This window comes from Polyangiaceae bacterium (assembly GCA_020633235.1).
Lineage (GTDB): Bacteria > Myxococcota_A > Polyangia > Polyangiales > Polyangiaceae > JACKEA01.
The window spans coordinates 185,122-204,583 of record JACKEA010000005.1 but is presented as its reverse complement, the minus strand read 5'-3'; the positions used below and the strand labels follow the sequence as shown (position 1 = coordinate 204,583).

The 19,462-nt window shown below is 69.3% G+C and carries 14 protein-coding genes; 6 read left to right on the top strand and 8 right to left on the bottom strand.

Annotation, left to right across the window (positions count from 1 at the left end; translation table 11 throughout):
• Nucleotides 1–33: 33 nt before the first annotated feature.
• From H6717_26755 to H6717_26745, 3 genes are all read right to left on the bottom strand, one after another.
• Nucleotides 34–1,887, bottom strand: a complete 1,854-nt coding sequence (locus H6717_26755) for a PAS domain S-box protein (protein MCB9580660.1) — start codon at nucleotides 1,885–1,887, stop codon at nucleotides 34–36.
• Between the two features lie 58 nt (nucleotides 1,888–1,945).
• Nucleotides 1,946–3,841, bottom strand: a complete 1,896-nt coding sequence (locus H6717_26750) for a protein kinase (protein MCB9580659.1) — start codon at nucleotides 3,839–3,841, stop codon at nucleotides 1,946–1,948.
• Between the two features lie 67 nt (nucleotides 3,842–3,908).
• On the bottom strand, nucleotides 3,909–5,828 hold the full coding sequence (locus tag H6717_26745) for a serine/threonine protein kinase (GenBank protein ID MCB9580658.1): 1,920 nt from the start codon (nucleotides 5,826–5,828) through the stop codon (nucleotides 3,909–3,911).
• A gap of 89 nt (nucleotides 5,829–5,917) precedes the next feature.
• On the opposite strand from H6717_26745, the gene H6717_26740 reads away from it, so the two are divergent.
• On the top strand, nucleotides 5,918–6,700 hold the full coding sequence (locus H6717_26740) for an EI24 domain-containing protein (protein ID MCB9580657.1): 783 nt from the start codon (nucleotides 5,918–5,920) through the stop codon (nucleotides 6,698–6,700).
• A gap of 75 nt (nucleotides 6,701–6,775) precedes the next feature.
• Here the strand turns inward: H6717_26740 and H6717_26735 are convergent, their stop codons facing one another.
• On the bottom strand, nucleotides 6,776–8,266 hold the full coding sequence (locus H6717_26735; GenBank protein MCB9580656.1) for a hypothetical protein: 1,491 nt from the start codon (nucleotides 8,264–8,266) through the stop codon (nucleotides 6,776–6,778).
• Between the two features lie 151 nt (nucleotides 8,267–8,417).
• Between H6717_26735 and H6717_26730 the strand changes: the two genes are divergently transcribed.
• The 4 genes from H6717_26730 to H6717_26715 all read left to right on the top strand — a co-directional run bounded on the left by H6717_26730 (nucleotide 8,418) and on the right by H6717_26715 (nucleotide 12,506).
• The gene (locus H6717_26730) at nucleotides 8,418–9,659 is read left to right on the top strand and encodes a VWA domain-containing protein (protein ID MCB9580655.1); all 1,242 of its coding nucleotides are present in this window, start codon (nucleotides 8,418–8,420) and stop codon (nucleotides 9,657–9,659) included.
• A gap of 1 nt (nucleotide 9,660) precedes the next feature.
• Complete coding sequence (locus tag H6717_26725) at nucleotides 9,661–10,776, top strand: AgmX/PglI C-terminal domain-containing protein (protein ID MCB9580654.1); 1,116 nt, start codon at nucleotides 9,661–9,663, stop codon at nucleotides 10,774–10,776.
• Nucleotides 10,777–10,900: 124 nt separating this feature from the next.
• A complete protein-coding gene (locus tag H6717_26720; GenBank protein MCB9580653.1) occupies nucleotides 10,901–11,782 on the top strand; it encodes an OmpA family protein in 882 nt (293 codons plus the stop codon).
• Between the two features lie 196 nt (nucleotides 11,783–11,978).
• Nucleotides 11,979–12,506, top strand: a complete 528-nt coding sequence (locus H6717_26715) for an FxsA family protein (protein ID MCB9580652.1) — start codon at nucleotides 11,979–11,981, stop codon at nucleotides 12,504–12,506.
• A gap of 4 nt (nucleotides 12,507–12,510) precedes the next feature.
• Here the strand turns inward: H6717_26715 and H6717_26710 are convergent, their stop codons facing one another.
• Both H6717_26710 and H6717_26705 read right to left on the bottom strand, forming a co-directional pair.
• Nucleotides 12,511–13,632, bottom strand: a complete 1,122-nt coding sequence (locus tag H6717_26710) for a hypothetical protein (GenBank protein ID MCB9580651.1) — start codon at nucleotides 13,630–13,632, stop codon at nucleotides 12,511–12,513.
• Between the two features lie 91 nt (nucleotides 13,633–13,723).
• Nucleotides 13,724–14,824: a hypothetical protein gene (locus H6717_26705; GenBank protein ID MCB9580650.1), complete on the bottom strand. Its 1,101-nt coding sequence runs from the start codon at nucleotides 14,822–14,824 to the stop codon at nucleotides 13,724–13,726.
• Between the two features lie 195 nt (nucleotides 14,825–15,019).
• On the opposite strand from H6717_26705, the gene H6717_26700 reads away from it, so the two are divergent.
• The gene (locus H6717_26700; protein MCB9580649.1) at nucleotides 15,020–16,132 is read left to right on the top strand and encodes a glycerate kinase; all 1,113 of its coding nucleotides are present in this window, start codon (nucleotides 15,020–15,022) and stop codon (nucleotides 16,130–16,132) included.
• A gap of 7 nt (nucleotides 16,133–16,139) precedes the next feature.
• Here the strand turns inward: H6717_26700 and H6717_26695 are convergent, their stop codons facing one another.
• Nucleotides 16,140–17,144, bottom strand: coding sequence for a membrane dipeptidase (locus H6717_26695; protein ID MCB9580648.1), 1,005 nt, complete (start codon nucleotides 17,142–17,144; stop codon nucleotides 16,140–16,142).
• Nucleotides 17,141–19,450, bottom strand: a complete 2,310-nt coding sequence (locus tag H6717_26690; GenBank protein ID MCB9580647.1) for a hypothetical protein — start codon at nucleotides 19,448–19,450, stop codon at nucleotides 17,141–17,143. The genes H6717_26695 and H6717_26690 overlap by 4 nt, the downstream gene beginning before the upstream one ends.
• Nucleotides 19,451–19,462: the final 12 nt, after the last annotated feature.

Here is a 19,462-nt window from a genome sequence, read left to right as displayed (position 1 = left end):
CGTAGCGAAGGCGCTCGGCTGCGGCAATCGGGCTCAGCCTGACGCCGTTGACCGCGCCTCGCCGACCACGCTCTCGAGCGCCTCGGCCAGCGCGTCCACCGTGTACGGCTTCTGCAAGTAGCCGACGACGCTCTGATGGCCGCGCACCGCGTCCGGCACGTCGTCTTCGGCGTAGCCGCTGGTGAGCACTACCGGCAGCCCCTGGCCTTCGGCCTCGAGCTGCTCCAGGAGCATCGTGGAACCCTCCCCCGGGAGGTTCACGTCCAAGAGCAGCGCGGAGAAGTGCGCGCCCGTGGTGTGCAGCTGCGCCAGGGCGTCTTCGGCGTCACTGGCGGTGTCCGCCTCGAAGCCGTGCTCCCGCAACAGCTGAGCGGTGAGTGACGCGAGGCGAAGCTCGTCGTCACAGATGAGCACCCTGTGAGTGCCGTGTTTCGTCCCCCCTACCTCTCGCTCCACCCGACGCACCTCCGACTGCGGCGCTCCTCCCGGAAGCACGACACTGAAGCGGGAGCCACCTCCCACTTCGCTCTCCACCTCGATGCGGCCACCCGCTTGTCGCACGATGCCATAGGCGGTGGCGAGGCCCAACCCAGTCCCCTCGGAGTCCGCCTTGGTGGTGAAAAATGGCTCGAAGATCTTGGCGCGAACCGCCGGAGACATTCCGATCCCGTCGTCCTGGACCTCGATCCAGACCTGACCGTCTGGGGTCTCACGGGTGGCGATGGTCACGGTACCCCCGCCGCGGACCGCGTCCCGGGCGTTGAGCAGCAGGTTCAGCACCACCTGATGGAGCTGACAGGATCCGATCCACACCCAGGGCGTGTCGGCGGCGAGCTCGGCGCGAAAGCGAACCCGAGGATCGGAGCCACGGGACACCAGAGTGATCGCTTCCTCGACGATCTCGTTGGCGTTCACGTCGGTGGCGTCCGCGTCCGAGCCGCGGCTGAAGGTGAGCAGCTGCCGGGTCACGTCCCGAGCCCGACGGGCCGCAGCCTCCGCGGCGTCCAGAGCGTGGGCCGCCTCCCGCGGCCGGGAGAGCTCCGCCCGCGCCAGCTCCAGACTGCGCATCATGGTGGCGATCAAGTTGTTGAAGTCGTGCGCCACGCTACCGGCTAGGCGCCCCAGGGACTCCAAGCGATTGGCTCGCTCGAGCTCCTGCGCCATGCGATTGCGCTCACTGACATCTCGAAAGAAGACGAAGCTGGCGTATCCATTTTCCACCGGAGCGCGAGACACCAACGCTTCCACGTCCACCGCCGTGCCATCGCGACGCAGAAATCGCTCCGCCCGGAGCGGCACTTCCCCGCCCTGCTCGGCGATGCGCATCCGCTCGCGCACCACCTCCCGGTCCTCCGGGTGCACGAACTCCAGGACGGATTGCCCCACCATGCCATCCGCCGACGAGTAGCCGAGCATGCGGACCGCCGCAGGGTTCACGTACAACAGCACGCCCCCGCGATGCACGGCGATGCCGTCCACGGCGGAGTCGACCAACAGGCGAAAGCGCTGCTCCGATGCTTCGAAGGCGCGTCGCATCTCTCCGCTCTCCGCCAGGCTCTCGACGAGCACGCTGACGGCTCCACCCACGGCGAAGGGCATCATCACGACGCGCCAAGGCGCGAGCTCCTGGGGCAACCCGAGGACCGCGTCGCGATCGAGCACCGACGCGGTTCCGGCCAGTGCCCGCTCCAGACAACCGGCGAGCTCCGGCACGTTCGCGGAGAACGCGCCGTCGTGCCAGTGCGACAGGGTGCGGTTCTCGGCGAGCAAGCGCCCTTCGCCATCGACCACGGCGAAACCCTGTGGCGCCGAGTCCAAGGCTCGACACACGAGCGCCGCTGCGGTCAGCAGGCGATCTTCCCGATGCAGCAAGCTGGCGGTACTCACGAACCCCATCCCCTCCTTCGACCCGAGAGCCTAGCCGAGTTTCCCGAGCAATGCTCGCTCAGCGGCGGAAATGCCGAGCGATTCCCAAGCCCAGCAGCAGCACCCCCACCAACATCAGAGGCCCCGCAATCCACCCCGCGCGCAGTGGTCCGATCGCGAACACCTCTCCACTGGAGGATGCATAGGTTTGATCCGCCACGGTCACGATGATGCTGAGGGCCAACAGCACGATGCCCGGCGCCAAGCGCCGCCCGAGCCCCGGCTCGGGCGTGGGGCCTGCGCTGGTGACGGCGTTGGGCATCGACCAGCGGGGTGCCTCGGGGGGTGGCACGCTGGCGACAGGATCCGGCGTGCCCACCACCGGGTGCTGCGCGCCGCTGACGCTGCGCGGCGGCGACGAGTCCACCGCGGCGAAGCTGCCGCTGGCGCTCCGAGGCGGCACACTGTCGACGGCCGGGTGCTGCGCGCCGCTCGCCACGCGCGCCCGACCCGAAGCCGGCGCCGGCGAGATCGGGGGAGACCAGTGCGGCGCGCTCCCCGCCGGGGCTTCCGCGGCGGGCCACGCACTGCCGCTCGCGGTGCGAGGCCGCTGCGCAGGAAATGTCCCGCTCCCTTTGCGTTCGGGGACCGGCCAGTTGGGCGAGCTGCCCGGCACTCGCAGCGATGGGCGTTCGCCCGGCGGCAAATCGAGATCGAGATCGACCGCTGGCGGCGTCTCCTCCAACTCGAGCTCGACCCGCGCCGCCGGCATCTGTGGTCGCGAGTGCGAGCGGGCGCGCTCGGGCACGGGCCCTAGATCGGGGATCTCGGCCAGCTCCGGCACGGCGTTCGAAAGCCGTGGCGCCACCTCCGCGGGAACCGTCTCGGCGAACCGTGACGACGGCGCCACGCTCGGCGGACGAGCCGGAGGCAAGGAGGCGATCTCCACCTGCTCCACCCGCGGCACGTGGCCACCTTCTGCCCGTGCGTCGAGGGGTGCTGGGGCGAACGCATCCCGAGCCTCTCCTCGCACCCCGACCGCCTGCACCAGATCGTTCCAGAACTTGCCGGCGTCGGGGTAGCGCTCGCGTGGATCCACGGCCAGCGCGCGCTCGAAGATGGCCTCCACGTCGTCGCTGACGCGAATCCCCTCGTTCCGTGGTGTGGGACGCCGCGTGGGGTCCAACACGGTCCCCATCATCCCCGCGTGATCACCGTCGATGATGGTGCGGCCCGCCATCACCTCCACCAGAGTCAGAGCCAGACCCCATACGTCGGTCCACGGCCCCGACTGTCCAAACCGCTTGGGCACCCACTGCTCGGGCGCGCCGTAGGCCGGTGTGAACGAGGAAAACGCGCTGTGAGTCTGGCTGGCGCGACCCGCCACTTGGCTGGCCACGCTCTTGGCCTTGCCGATGCCGAAATCCAAGATCTTCGGGATCTCGTCCCCCGCCACGTTCGCGATGAAGATGTTCTCGGGCTTCATGTCCCGATGCACGACCGAGATGGGTCCATCAGGGCCCATGAAGTTGTGCGCGCGCTCCAGAGCTCGAGCGACGGGAGTCAGCATGCGCACGAGTTTCTTCAACGACAGTGGAGCGAGGCCCTGGGCCTTGCGGCGTTCCACCACGGCTTCGAGGGTCTCTCCCTCCAGCCATTCGAGCGCCATGAAGGGAACGAAGGTGCCGTTGTCGAGAGTGACGGCGTCCACGTGAAGGGGGCGCACCACCGTTGGGATGCTCGCGGAGAGCCGGAACAACAGCTCCGCTTCTGCGCGAAACTGCTCCAGGAATTCCGCCTGGTGCTCGGACCCCAGTTGCTGCGGGATCTTCAGGCACTTCAAAGCGACGGGCGCGCGGAACCCGACGTGGTGCGCGCGATACACCACTCCAAAACCGCCCTCGGCGACGACCCGTTCCACCTGGTACGTGCCGGCGATGACGCTTCCAACGATTCCGAAGACGTCGTCCGCCATTTTCACCAAAGCGCCGGGTCCCCCGCGGCGTTCGTGCAGGGTACCAGATACGACGCCGAACGCCGAGTCAGCGATCCCGAGGCAGCAGCTGGTAGACGATGAGGCCGATGCCGGCGAGCAGCAGCACCCCAGCCACCAGCGTCGTGTTGACCGGCCCAAAGCCCAGGGATTGCCCGGTGTTGGCCTGATACACCCGCCCTGCGCCACCGACCGCCATGCCAACGGCGACCAGCACCAAGCCGATCTTGAGCCACGGCGGTGGCGTCTTGGGGGGCGCCTCCATGCCCAGGGCGGGCGGGACATGCCGCGCCAGGGGACGGCCGGCTTCGCGGATCTGCGCTCGGTCCCGCCCCTCGCCCACGTCCAGCTCCAGAGCACCGGGCGTACGAACGGGGGCCCGCGGCACCGACGGTAGAGGTGCTTCCATGCCATAGGAGCGGGCGAGCTGAGGCGGGGGCTCGGCCGCGGGGGGCGCGGGGGCGTGCGCAAATAGGTCTTCGGGCGGCGCGGGCGGCGCGGGCGGCGGGGGCGGCGGGTCCGGCAGGTCGCCGAAGGGGTCCCCCGCGGGCGCCGGCGGCGGGGCCGAAGCCACCGGCTCCAGCCCCGGCATCGAGTCCGGAGGGGGCGGTACGCTGTCGAGCTCGAACAAGTTCTGCGCCGCCGCGGCGGTCTGCTGCACCGTCATCCGCCCCGGCGCTCGTCGCGGTGGCGCTGGGGGCTTCGACGGCAGCGACGCTTCGCCTCCGAAACGCGGCGGCACCGAGGGGAACGAAGCCTCACTGCCGAAGTCCCCACCCGGCGGCACCGACGGCAGGGGCGCTTCGAGTCCCGGCGGCACGCTGTCGAGGCCGGCGTCGAGCTCGTCGTCGGAGTCCTCGAAGGGGTTGTCCACGCCCAAGGTCGGTCGCGTCGGAGCGCGCTGCGGCCTTGGCGGCGCCGGCCTTGGCGGCCCGCGTCGTGCTCCCGGGGGCAGCGCCGCTTCCACGACTTCCTCCCGAGGCACGGCGCCGGCCTCGCGCCGCGTGTCCCCGGCGCGCTCCTGCTTCATGCCGAGGGCCACCAGAAGCTCGCCCCAGAACACGCCCACGTCGCGCTGGCGTTCTCGCGGATCGACGCTCAGGGCGCGCGCGAACACGGCCTCCACGGCGTTGTCGACCTTCACTCCATGCGCCTGCGGCGTCGGCCGTTCCAGCGGATCCAAGGCGATGCCCATCATGGCCGCGGGATCGCCCTCGATCACCGGCTTGCCCGCCAGCGCTTCCACCATCGTGAGGGCCAAGCCCCAGACGTCCGTCCACGGTCCGATCTGACCGTAGTGCTCGGGCTTCCACTGCTCCGGCGCTGCAAACGCCGGCGTGAAAGACGTCACGTTGGCCTTCTCGCCCCCGCGCCCGGCCACCTGACTGGCAACGCTCTGAGCCTTGGCCACGCCAAAGTCCAAGATCTTCACCACCTCTTCGCCCGCCACCTTGGCGATGATGATGTTCTCGGGCTTGATGTCCGAGTGAACGATGGAGACCTGCCCCTGACGACTGCTGAAGTTGTGCGCCTTCGCCAACGCATCAGCGACGGGCCCCAAGAGCCGCACCAGCTTCTTGATCGGCAACGGGGCGCGCTGCTGCTCGTTGCGGCGCTCCACGATCACGTCGAGGGTTTCACCTTCGAGCCACTCGAGCACCATGTACGGCACGAAGGTGCCGTCGTTGGTGTTGAGAGCGTCGATCGCGAGCGGACGCACCACCGTGGGCAGCGCCGCAGACAGCGCGAACAGCAGCTCGCCCTCCGCCCGGAACTGACGCAAGAACGCTTCTTGACGCTGAGCATCGAGCTTCTCGGGAAGCTTCAGACACTTGAGCGCCACCGGCGCGTTGAAGCCTTGATGCTGCGCGCGGTAAACGACGGCGAAGCCGCCCTCGGCAACGACGGCTTCGACCCGATACGCGCCGTGGATGACGCTCCCGACGATGTCGAAGACGTCGGCCACCATGATCAGTCGCGGTACCTTATCCCGAGCGAAGCCTCGGGAACAACGCCCGCACTTTGCATCAGCGCTTCTTTTGGATACGAGATGACATCGTGACGGACGCCGCCCTGCCGCCTCGCCCCGGACTTTGGGCCGGATTTCGTGCGGTGTTCCGTGGTCTCGGATTCATGTTCCGAACGCCGGCGGCATGGCCCGCCGGCTTGGTCCCCGCGGCGATCTTGTTCGGCCTCTCGGCGCTGTTCGTCAGCCTCGCGGTGCTCTGGGTCCAGCCCGCCCTCGAGACCTGGATCGCTCCCAGCCACAGTTGGTATTCGGAGCTCGGCACCGCCATTGCCAGCTGGGTCGGCGCCCTGCTCGCCAGCGTGCTCGGCGTGATGATCGCCGCGGCCACCACGCCACCGCTCTCCGGCCCCGCGCTGGAGTCGATCATCGCGCGCCAGGAGAAGGCCCTCGGCATTCCCGAGCGCGCCGCTCTCGGCTTCTTCGCGGAGATGTGGTTCGGCTTGAAGGCGCAGGCCCTCGCAGCGCTGTTCGCGGGCCCGCTCCTGCTCCTCTTGTGGATCGTCGAGCTCCTCGCGCCGCCCGCCGCCGTGGTCACCATCCCCGCCAAGCTCCTGGTCGTAGCCCTGGGTCTGGCGTGGAACCTGTTCGACTATCCCCTCACCTTGCGGGGCGTACGCATGCGCGATCGCCTGCGTTTGGTGCGCGCCTACAAGCCCGCGGTGCTCGGCTTCGGGCTGGGCTTCGCGCTGTTGTTCTGGCTGCCGTGCTTCTCGATCCTGATGCTGCCCGTCGCCGTGGCCGCCTCCACGCGCCTGGTGTGGGAAATGCTCAGCGCGGACCGCGAGCTGCTCCCCGAGCTCCCGCGTCCGTGACGGGTATCGCGCCGGACCGAAAAGCTGCTGCCCCAAGCTCGGCTGCTTGGGGTTGGTCCGCCGCGGAAACCGCGCTCAGCTCAGGTCCACCGCGATGCCGATCTGCCGGCGGAGCTTGAAGTAGCGTTCACTCGTGCAGAAGGCGACCAGATCCTTGGCGAGCTCGCCGCTGGGCCCTTCCTCGGCGCTCAACACCTCGGTGGCCGTCACCAAATCGTTGGCCAACAGCAGCCCGGCGCGACACGCGGTCTTGTCCACCGCGGCGCTCCAACGCATCAAGTTCGTGCGGCCGCCCTCCTCCACAAAGCGCAGGAAGAAGCCCCTGAGAACGTCCTTCTGCTGCGGCTCGAGCACCGGCTCGATCGCCTGAGCGATGGGCGCCACGCGGCGCTTCATGTCCTCCGCAATGGGCAGCCCGGGGTTGCCCACGGTGAGCGCGGCGAGGAACAGATCCTCGAGATCGGGCACCGAGGAGTACAGCGTCTTCACGAAGTGATCCCCGCGATAGAACGCGAGGTGACGGCCGACGAGGAACGCGTGCTCCGGCTGCGTGCGCCCGGAGAGCACGCGCTGCCCCACCACGGTGAGGGGCGGCACGCCGGGAATGTGCTCGTAGCCCACCGCGCGATCCTTGTTCAGGAAGATGGGCGGCGGCGGCAGGCCGAGGATCGCCGCACCCCACGGCAGCGCGCGAACCGCGGTCACGGTAGCCTTGGCCGGATCCTGTCGCGTCGTCGCGTCCGGCACGTACAGCTTGCCGTCCCGGCGCAGCGCCGTGACCCGTCCGAGCAACACCGCCGGCACGATCACCGAGAAGATCTGGCCAGTGAGCACTTCCTGCTCGGGGTGGAACAGGAGGTCCGTCCAGCCATTGGCCGTCACGCTGGTGCGGGGCGCGATCAAGGTGTGGCTCTGGTGCTTCTCGTACACCGCCCGCTCCGCCGAGGTCGCGGCACCCAAGGCCACCAAGGCCTGGGCCACGCACCATTGGCGGTCGAGCTCGCCGCGCGCTTCGTAAATGCGGTACAGCGCCCGCACGGCGTCCGGATTGCTCGGATCCCGGCGGATCCGTCGCCACGCTTCGTCGGGATCCTCCGAGGCCACGTCCGCCGCGGTCTCCAGCTCCGTCAGATCCACCTCGACGTTGATCTGCGATTGCGCGCGTTTGAGCTCGGCTTCGAGCTCCCGCACCCGGCCTTCGAGCACCTCGATGCGCTTGAGCAGCAACGTGCGCCCCGGATCTCCGGAAGCCTCCACCTGGAGCGGCGAAAGCGACTGGGCCGGCTCCTCGTAGTGCTCCACGATGCGCACCTTGTGGCGCGTCTCGTAGGCCGCGACCATGGCCTGCTCCAAGCGCAGCAAGCGACTGCGGTCGAGCCCCAGGTTGTCCGCCGCCTTCTCGAGTCGGGCGCGCTCTTCGGCGGTGATGACGCCGTCTTCGAGGGCTTCCGCGAACAGTTCCTCGTACTGTTCTTCGAGCGGCCCGAGGCCCAGCCCGCCGCTCACCTCACCGGGAGTGAAGCCCGCTCCGAACTCGAACCCGCCTTCCTTCGGTGCGTCGGTCATCCCACACTCTCCTTCATCGGCTCCAACTCTTATCCGGTTTGTGGGCGTCGTAAAGCTCCACCGCGCCCGCGACCGCCCCTGGAAAAGCGTGATACGATTGGAAACACGCGCCGGTTGGGATGGCGCGCCACAGCTCCAAGGAGTCGCACTCGTGAGCCCTTATCGCACTACTCTTGTCGCCCTATCGAGCGTTTTGGCCCTCGCGTACTTCGGCTGCAGCAGCAGCGACGGCGGTGGCGGTGGTGGGGGCAACGGCGGCAGCGCCAACGGCGCGGGCAATGGCGGCACGTCGGGGACGGGCACGGGTGCGTCGTCCGGCAACGGCGGCACGGGCAACATCATCAGCACCGACGGCGGCGGCACCGGCGGCAGCGGCGCCACCGATGGCGGCTGCACCTCCGCCACGGCGATCGGCGAGCTGGTACCCGCGAACCTGCTGTTCTTGATCGACCGCAGCGGCAGCATGAACTGCAACTTGCCCTCCGACGGCCAGAGCACCGCGCAGTGCGAGGCCCAACCCATCCCGCTGATCGATCCCAACACCAGCAAGTGGATCCTGACCCGCAACGCCCTGAAGCAGGCGATCTCGGATCTTCAGACTGCGCCCAACGTGAGCGCGGGGTTGACCATGTTCCCGGTCGACGGCACCGACTGCGGCGTGCAGCAAACGCCGAACATCCTGGTGCAACAGTTGGACGCGACGCAGAACACGAACCTCGACAACTTCTTGGACACCGTCACGCCCAAGGGCAACACGCCTTTGGCCGGCGCCACCATTCTCTCCTACGCGTACCTGCTCGATCAGCTGAGCAAATCGAATCTGCCGGGCAACAAGTTCGTGGTGCTGCTCACGGATGGCTTCGAGACCTGCAAGCCCGACGAGATCCCGAAGCTCCTTGGCAAGGACGTGCCCGACGCCTACGGCTTGCTCGGCATCCGCACCTTCGTGATCGGCGTGCCGGGTAGCGAGGACGGCCGCGCGCTCCTATCGCAGATCGCCTACGAGGGCGGCACCGCCAAGAGCTCCACCTGCGTGCACAACGCCTCCCCGGCGGACGTGGGCGACTGCCACTTCGACATGACCACGTCGCAGAACTTCGGTCAGGACCTGAAGGACGCCCTCACCGCCATCAGCGGCGCGGCGCTGGCCTGCGAGATCGACGTCCCGGCGCCGCCCCCCGGCAAGAAGATCGACTTCGATCAGATCGGCGTGCAGCTGAACGGCGGCGACATCACCAAGGACGACTCCGTGGCGTGCGATCAGGGCGCCAATGGTTGGCAGCTCACGAGCGACAAGAAGAAGATCCTCCTGTGCGGCTCGGCTTGCGACGACGCCAAGAAGCCGAACGCCGAGCTCAAGGTCGTGCTCGGCTGCCTGCAAGACATCCGGTAGCGTGCGTCGAACGGTCGCATGGGCTGCGGCGCTCGCCGTCGCGGCCTGCGCGAGCAATGCTCGCCCGCCACCCCCCGCGCCGCCGCCACCGCCGCCACCACAAGTGCCCGTGGCCGCGGCGCCCATCCCCGACGCAGCAGTGGAAGTCGGCGCCGACGCCAACATCGACGCGGAGCCCACCGACGCGGGGGTGGACGCGCCGCCTCCAGCTCCGGTGCTGATGGAGCTCGAGACGCCCTTCAAGCTGTGGGAGCGCCCTCGCCCAAAGGGCGCCGTCAACGCCGCGGGAGAGGACGAAAAGCTGGCGCGCTGGAACGTGGGCGGCACGGGGGATCCCGAGTTCAAGTCCAACAAGAAGAGCTTTCATCCGGGGGCGCGAGTGGTGGTGAACACGCGCCTGGTGCGCGGCTACCTGCCCAAGCACGCACCCTACGACCGCCGCCGGGGGCGCTACGTGAACGTCTTGAGCCTCACCAGCTTGCTCGCGCGTTCCCGCTCTCGTGGCTATTGGCCCTTCCGGCTTTGCTTCGAAGACGGCCTGCGCAAGGATCAGAAGATCCACGGCAAGACGGAGCTCGGCCTGCGCATCGGGGGCGACGGACGCGTGCGCCGCTCGCGATTGCTGATGACGAAGCTCCCGGATCGGGACGTGGCGACGTGTCTGACGGAAGCCGCCAAGAAGCTGCCCTATCTGCCGCCACCGCGGGGCCGCAGCATCGACGTCGTGCTCACCGTCGAGATGTGGCCCGGCGACGCCCCCGTCGTCCAGACCGACGCACCCAAAGGCGCACCGGAGATCCCGGGCAAGCTCGACGCCAACGCCGTCGCCCAGGTCCTCGAAGCGCATCGTGACGCCCTCGCCGACTGCTACCGCACGGGGCTCGAGAAGGACGCCGGCCTGTGGGGCCGCGTGCAAGTGCGCATCGAGCAGGACGCCACGGGCAAGGTGCTCGACGCGCGAGAAGACGAAAGTCATTTTCCCGATCGCGGCGTGAGCCGCTGCGTGGTGAGCACGCTGCGCCCCGCGCACTTCCCCAAGCCCGACGGCGGCCCACTGATCTTCGTGGTTTCCGTGAGGTTTGGCGCGCCACCTCCACCGCCGGCCGAAGAGCCCTGAGCCTTTTCCACCGCGGCCCTTGGCCTTGGGGACCGGGTATGGAAAGGTCGCCGCACCAAATCCGCGGCTCGAGCCCTCCGCCCGTGCGGAAGACGACGCGGCATTTTGAGGAGGAACCTTGGCAATGCGATTCAATCAAAGCGTTCTCACCGCCATCGCGTTGTGCGCCTTCGTGGGCGGGCCGAACCTCGGCTGCACCGCCAGCGCACAGATGGGCACCCAGATGGAGACGGCTCCGCCACCCCCGCCCCCGCCACCCCCGGATGACGACGGCGACGGGATCCTGAACGCGGACGACAAGTGTCCGAGCGAGAAGGAAGACGGCAAGGCCCCGAATCCGAACGACGGCTGCCCGAACTTGGACGAAGACAGCGACAACATCCCGGTGCCGCAGGACAAGTGCCCCGCGGAACCGGAGACCGTGAACGGCTTCGAGGACGAAGATGGCTGCCCCGACAAGAAGCCCCTCGTGCAGCTGGTCGGCACGCGCGTGCAGATCAACCAGAAGATCCAGTTCAAGCACGCCTCCGCCGCCATCGAGAAGGAGAGCGAGCCGGTGCTCGACGCGGTGGCGGATCTGATGAAGAAGCACCCCGACATCCAGCTCGTCGAGGTCAGCGGCCACGCTTCCAAGGAAGGAGACCAGTGGTACAACCGCTCCCTCACGCAGAAGCGCGTGGATTCGGTGGTCAAGGAGCTCGTCAAGCGCGGCGTGGACAAGGCCCGCTTCCTGTCCCAGGGCTACGGTTTCTACTGCCTGCTCGACGAGGGCGCGACGGAGGAGGCCAACGAGAAGAACCGGCGCGTGGAGTTCAAGGTGCTCATCCGCGACGGCAAGGAGACCAGCGAGAAGCGCGGCTGTGAGGCCGCGGAGAAGGCGGGCCTCAAGCCCAAGGCGCTGCCCAAGGAGCCGTGGAAGCCGCCGGCGCCGCCGGCCACCGCGCCGGCCTCGGCAAAGGCGGATCCCAAGGCGGCCACCGGCAAGCTGGCGAACCCGAAGAAGTAGTCACCGTTGTTCGACGAGGATGCGACGGGCGCTGCCGAGCGGTGCCCGTCGTTTCTTTTTGTGATCGCCGTGGCCGCGCTGCCCCGACAACACTCGGCTCCTTCTGTTTGTTGCTGCGGCGCGATACCCGGCGCGGAACGGCGCATTCTCGGCCCCGGCGCTTGACGGCGCACTCCCCGCCCACCACCTTCAGCTCGTGCGCTGGCTGTTCCTCTTCTTCATCGTCGTCCCCCTGGTCGAGCTGTATCTCTTGCTCTGGCTCGGCAGCATCATCGGCTTCTGGCCGACGGTGGGGATCACGATCGTCACGGGCGTGCTCGGGGGCAGCTTGGCCAAGCGCGAGGGCATTCGCGTGTGGCGTCAGTGGCGCACGGCGCTGGCGGAGATGCGCCCACCGGAGACCGGCGTGGTGGATGGCGTGTTGGTGCTGATCGGCGGCGCGCTCTTGATCACGCCGGGCGTGCTCACGGATCTCACCGGCCTGTTCCTGCTCTTGCCGCCCACGCGCAAGCTCGTGGCAGCGGCGATCCGCCGGCGCATCGACGCCAAGATCGCGAGCGGCAGCCTGCAGGTGATGGACGCCTCCAGCTTCAGCATGGGGTTCGAGCCCGAGCCCATGCGCTGGAGCGAGCCAGCGCCGCGCGCCAGCGGGTCCGACGTGGTGGACACCACGGGCGAGAGCGTCGACCTGGACGCGCCGGTGCTGCCGCCGCGCGGAGGCTAGCTAGCTAGTTGCAGGTGGGGAGGCCGGGGCTGGTGCCGCCGTCTTCCGTCGTGGGTCCCGAGCAGTAGCCCTTCTGGCTGACCACCGTCGCGAGGGTCTCGAGGCCGGTACCCGCGAAGGGACGACACACGAAGCTCGGGTTCAGACAGTCGCCGTTGCAGGAGCAGAGCTGCGCGCACGAGCCTTGATCGCCGATGCCCGCGTTGCTGCCGAGCAACGTAGAGGTGAACAAGCAGAAGCCGGGGGCCTTGTCCCCCTGGACGCCGGACCAGCCGCACTGCTGGCTGGCGCCCAAGGTGCAGCGCTCCGTACACGTGTACGTGAACGGCACGGAGCTGCCGCCGTTCACGATACCGGTGCAGTTGCCCTTGCACTCGCCCACGCCACCATCCATCTGCGTGCACTGGGCACCAAGCGCCTTGCCCGTCGCCGCGTTGGCGCGACACACGCCAAGCGCCGGGTCGCAGAACAGGCCCGAGCCGCAGTCGCTGTTGGCATTGCACTGCGGCAGGCACGCTTGTCCGCTCAGCGTGGTGCCATCCGCGCTGAGGGGGCTACACGCCATTTCTTGTCGGCCGTGACACTTGCTGGGCAAGAACGAGCTGCCCGGATTGCCGAAGCTGCAACCCTCGAAGCAGAAGCCCGAGCCGGTGGTGTACTCGAGGCACACGGCGGTCGGATCGTACGCGGAGCAATCCGTATCTTGAGTGCAGCTCGTCGTGCACAGTCCCTTGGCGGGACCACCGCCATCGAGGGCGCCCGACGCGGGCGTGAGGCACGTTAGACCGCCGCACTCGGCGCTGGTCGCGCACGCACGCCCGAGGTCGCCGCCACCCGCGCCGCCAGTGGCGCCAACGCCACCCGTGGCACCCACGCCGCCGGTGGCGCCCACGCCGCCGGTGGCGCCCACGCCGCCGGTGGCGCCCACTCCGCCGAAGCCCCCCGTCGTTCCGGCAAAGCCACCGCTGCCGCCCACTGCGCCGAACCCTCCGCCGCCGGTGTTGCCGAAGCCACCGAAGTTGCCGGTCGCGCCATTGCCACCGCTACCCCCGCCACCACCGCCGCCGGCCGAGCACGCCACGACGATGAGCCCCACCGCGCTGCCCCCAAGCACCGCCTTCAGCATGCGCGGAGTATGGCCCCGTCACCCCGTACAAAGCAAAGCGCCCCCTCGGAAGAACCGAGAGGGCGCCAATGCTGTTGTGGGACTGGGAATATCAGTCCGTGGCCGCGTCCGTGGAGCCGGCGTCCGAGCCGCCAGCGCCACCCGCACCGCCAGCGCCGCCGGCGCCGCAGTTGACCAAACCGGTGCTCGTGCCGCCGTCCTCGTTTTGCGGCAAGGAGCAGTAGCCCTTCTGGTTGACCGCCGCTTCGAAGTTCGCGTCTCCAAACGACCGACAGATGAAGTCGGGGTTCTTGCAGTCAGCGTTGCAGGAGCACAGCTGAGCGCAGGAGCCACGATCGCCAATCCCGGGTGTGCCAGGAATCAGTGTGGAGCTGAACAGGCAAAAGCCCGGAGCCGTCTCCCCCGTAACCCCTGACCACCCGCACTGCGGCTGAGCACCGATGGTGCATTGCTGAGTGCAGGTGTAAGTGGCGGGCGTAGAGCTGCCGCTGGTCACGATACCGGTGCAGTTACCCTTGCACTGGCTCGCGCCGCCGTCCTGCTGCACGCACTGCTCGCCGAGGTCCTTGCCGCTGGCAGCACCGCTCACGCACAGGCCGCTGCCCGGATCGCAGAACAGACCGGCGCCGCAGTCGCTGTCGGCGTTGCACTGGGGCAGGCAAGCCTGACCGCTCAGCGAGCTGCCGTCGTTGGTCAGCGGGCTGCAAGCCATCTCCTGACGGCCATGGCACTTGCTGGGCAGGAAGGTGCTGCCCGGGTTGCCGAAGTCGCAACCCTCGAAGCAGTAGCCGGTGCCACCCGAGGTGAACGTGAGGCAGGCCGCGTTCGCATCGAAGGGCGCGCACTCGTTGCCGCCGTCCGTGCAGGTCGTGGTGCACAGGCCCTTGGCCGGGCCGCCGCCGTCGAGCGCGCCGGAATTAGGCAACAGGCAGGTGAGGCCATCGCCGCACTCCGCATCCGTCGCGCAGGCGCGACCGAGCTTCACGGTGCCGCCGCCGCTGCCGCCAGTACCGCCGCCGCCGGTGTTACCCGTCGCGCCGGTGCCCGTCGCCGCGGTGCCACCACTGCCGCCGATGACGCCGCCGCCGCTCCCACCGGAGCCGCCGCCGCTGTCATCGCTGCTACAACCAAAAGAAATGCCCGCGCCAGCCACGAGCACAGTCAAACCCAACCAAGGCAAAATTCTCTTCATGACGTCCCAAGCCTCCTCAACGGATCAGCGGCCGGCCACTTAGCACGGGCAGCCGGACCCACCAAGACTTACTTCTTTAAAAATCGACCGCTCTTCAACCGGAGGTTCTCCCGAACCCTGACAAGGATGGACGGAGCAGAGCCCGTCTCGTTTCAATCAGGGGTCTAGCGCACAACCTCGCCGAACGCCCGTGCCATGGAATATTCCAGCATAGTCACAAGCTCGCCAACAATTCTGGTGGCTCCAGACAAGCTCAAGGGTTCGCTTTCGAGCCGACAAGCGGCGGAAGCGTTGGCGTTGGGGGCGGCGCGGGCCGCCCCCAACGCACGCGTGGAGCAATGCCCCATCGCCGACGGCGGCGAAGGAACGTTGGAAGTGCTGGCGGCGCTCGATGCGTCGTGGCGCTGGCGATCCGCGCGGGTGTCCGGACCGAACGGCGCGCCGCTCGATGCGAAGTGGCTGCTGTCCGCCGACGGCACCACGGCGATCGTGGAGTCCGCCGAAGCCGTCGCCCTCGCCCACTGCACCGCGCGGGCGCCCCTGACGGCGACCTCCGCGGGCGTCGGCGAGCTCGTCGCGCTGGCCATCGCCGCGGGGGCTCGCCGCGTCGTGCTCACGTTGGGGGGCAGCGCGACGACGGATGGCGGCGCGGGAATGCTGCGCGCGCTCGGCGCCGTCATCGACGACGCCCGCGTGGATCTCGCGCCCGCGCGGGCGCGCCTCGCCGGCATCGAGCTCAGCGTCGCCTGCGACGTCGACAATCCGCTGCTCGGCGAAGCCGGCGCGGCGCGGGTGTACGCGCCGCAGAAGGGCGCGAGCCCGCGGGACGTGGACGAGCTCGAAGCACGCCTCGCGCGCTTCGCCGCCGCCACCGAGCCGGAGCTCGCGGCCGCCGGCGGCGCCGGAGCCGCCGGCGGCCTCGGCTTCGGCGCGCTGCTCCTGGGCGCGCGCGCCATGCGCGGCTGCGACTGGCTGCTCGATCGCGTGGGCTTCGACGCGCGCCTCGACGCGGCCACCCTGGTGCTCACCGCCGAGGGCCGGCTCGACGCTCAGTCCTTGCGCGGCAAGGCGGTGATCGCCGTCGCGGAGCGCGCGGCGCGTCGCGGCGTGCCGGTGATCGCCATCGCGGGCGCCGTGGACGTCGACCCGGCGGCACTGCGCGCCCGCGGCATCGTCGCGGCGTTCAGCTTGTGCCCGCGTCCTTGCAGCGAAGCCGAGGCCCGCGCCGAAGCGCGGCCCTGGCTCGAGCGCGCCGCCGAGCACGCCGTGGCGTGCCACGGCGTGCCCGCGCCGCACCAACAAAAGTAGCCGGACACTATTTCGCAGGGCACAGCACTCGGAGGGCGTTGTCGCTCGCGATCTTTCGGATCGCCGAGGCGCTCATGCCGGCGTCTGTGAGGGCCGCCCACAGGCGCGGGTAGCGGGACGCATTGATGAGCTCGTGGGGCGGCCAGATGCCACCCTCGAAGCCGGAGCCGATGGCGACGTGATCCACGCCCGCCACGCGCACCACGTGCCGGACGTGGCGCACGACGTCGTTCAAGTCGGGGCGACGCCCTCGGGCGAGCATGCTGGGCACGAAGCTGATGCCGATGACACCACCGGTCCCGGCGATGGACACGATCTCCTCGTCGCTGAGGTTCCGCGGGTGGTCGGTCACGGCGCGAGCGTTGGAGTGCGACGCCACGACCGGCACGCCGTCGGCGCGAGCGATCTCCACGACGTCGCGCACGGTCATGGCCGACGCGTGGGACACGTCGACCACTCCCCCGGCCTGGTGGATGGCGTGCACCAGCGTGCGCCCCTTGGCGCTGAGCCCGGTGAGAACCGGCTCCGGCGTGGACGCGGAGGTAGCGAGGTCGTCGTCCTCCGTTCGCACCAATCCGAACAGGCGCACGCCGCGGGTCACCCACAAGCCCGCGGAGGTGGGGGCGCCGGCGAGCTCCCCCGCCCCTTCGATGGCGAGCCACGTGCGAAAGCCGGAACCAGCGCGCCGACAGCCGGGCAGGCGCAGCTCCGGCGTCCGGTTCAAGGCACGCTGCACGCTGAGGTACACGGGCAAAAGCCGCTCGGCACGCGGTTCGCTGCGAAGCCCGCCAAGCAGCGGCAGCACCACGCCATACACGCCCCCGTGACGCATCCGCGCGAGATCCGCCTGACCGCTACCGAGGGCCATGGCGCGCCCCTTGGAGACGAGCTGGTACGGCAGGTGGACGCGTAGGTCGACGACGGCGACCTTCAGCGGAGCGGGCTTCGCACCGGCGACGGGCAACGGCAACAAGAGCAAGCCGAAGAGCGCCGCCAGCGCGAGGCGAATCATTGCTGGAGATCCGGACTGCGCGACGACGCCGGCAACACCACCACGCGTTGCTCGCCCTGAGCGCAGGTCTCGCTGACGCATCCGGGGCGTCCACACTCGAAGCGGAAGGCGAGCACCCGTGCCCCACTGGGCATGGGACCCATCACCGTCTCGAAGCGCTGCACGCCGGCCATCGCCCCGCCGGTGGGCAGCAACGTCTGGCGGCGCTCGCCGCCGTCGTCCACGCGATAGCGCAGGACTCCGGGGCAGTTCGTGCGCACGTGCAGGCGACTCTCGGCGGGCATCTCGTGCGCCTTCTCGGCGAAGGACCACGGCACGCTGCGGGGCACGATGCGACGTCGAACCTCCGCCGGTACGGAGAGGCCCGCCAGGCGGTACGCCGCCATGACATGCGCGCGAAACAGAGCGTCGAACTCGTCGTCGTGGCCCGAATCCTGGTCCGTCCCGTACCACCAGAACCAGTCGCTGCCCTCGGCGGCGTACAGCGCCTCGAAGGCCTCTGGGGCCGCCTCCGGCGTGAGACCCGCGTCGGACAGCGCACGGCGCAAGGCACCGAGCAAGTTCCAGGCGCGGTTCTCTTCTTCCTCACCGATCCAGGTGCCGAGATCCACCCCTGGTGCCGACCCGCTCTCGTCCGCCCAGGAGCCATTGAACAGCTCGTGCACGCGCTCGAGCCCGGCCACTGGATGCGGCGCCAGATCCCGCGCGGCGTTGCCGTCGAGATACTCGGAGAAGGTGACCGTCTCGATCTGCGGCTCTGCCACGCATTCGGCGTACAGCGCGCGCAGGAACGAACGGCCGTCGTCGACGTATCCGCCCCAAGGATTTTCGCCGTCGAGGGCAACGGTGACGACGCGGTCCTCCCCGCTGACCCGGCTGGCCAGGCGCTCTTTCAGATCCGTGAGCCAATGCCGGGCGGCGCGGGCGGGGTCCGCGTAGTGTTGATAGCTGAAGCCGATGGCGTCCGCGAGCTGGGTGTCGCGGAAGAACACGGTGAGCTCCGTGCCCGCCGCCTCGGCGCGATAGGGCTGACACGCGACGTCGGGATCGTCGACGGCGTAGCCCCACTTGCCGGAGCGCGCCAAGACGCCGCGGTCCGACGCCAGCCAGCGCACGCCGTGCTCGGCGAAGATGGGCACGACGAAGTCGGCGACGGCGCCCTCCGCCGGCCACATGCCTCGGGGCGGCACGCCGAAGCGCCGCGTGTAGTCCGCCACTGCAGCGCGCACCTGCGCATGTGCGTCCTCCGGGTGGGCGAAGCGCTCCGGGAGCCAGGTGCCCGCGCGGTCCAGCGTGGCGCGGTCCGTATCCACCAACAGCGGCAAAATGGGATGGTACTTGGGCGTGGTGCTCACCTCGATCTGCCCGCGGCGCTGCAGCTCGGCGTGGAGTGGGACCACCGCCTCCATCACCGCTTCCTGCTCCGCGATCATCTCGAGCACGTCTTGGTGAGAGAAGCCGGCGCCCTGCTCCACGAAGCGTCGAACCGAGGCGACCTTGCCGGTGGGCAACCGGAGCTCGCCGCGGCGGAGCTCGCTGGAGAACCACGCCAAGTTGAACCACATCTGCAGATCCCGCAGATCTTGGGCCGAGAATGGCTTCTCGGCGGCGTGCCGGGCAAACAGCTCCGCGTAGCGGGGATGACGCTCGATCTGGTTGTGCCAATGGGCATCGAAGAACGACGCCAGGAGCTGGCGGCGCTCTTCCGCATCCAGCTGCTCGGCGGGCTTCCTCGTGAGCTCGAGGGCCGCGTCGGTCATCGTGTGCGCGACGTAGCCATCGAGCTGCAAGAGCAGCACCGGCGACAGATTGATGGTCAGATGCAACGCCGGTTGCTCCGCCGCCAACGCCGCCATTCCGAGATAGTCCCGGAGCGCGTGCAAGCGAGCCCACGGCTGGCGCAGAATGGCCGGGCCCGGGCCTGCGTGGTGCGGCGCGTACAGCGGCTGGTGCTGATGCCACAAGAGAGCCAGCAGAAGCTTGGGACCGACGGAAAAAGCGAACTGCTCGCTGGAGCAGTCGCCCCCCTCGGCGTCGCTACCGAGCACGGTGTACTCGACGGAGTCGCCGCGCCGGAACCGCCCGAGCTCGATCTCCCAGATGCTGTTCGGACCTTCGTTACACAGCCAGCGCCCCTTGCGGACGAGCTCGGTGGCGCTGCCGTCCTTGCCTCGCACACGACACGTGGCCCACACCGACTGACCGGGAGCCACGGGCCAAGTGCCCACCCGCAAGCGTATCCGCTCCTCCGGCGCTGCGCGCAACGGCATGCGCGGCGCATCCGCCGTCATGTGCCAGATCCTCACCACCACCTCCCG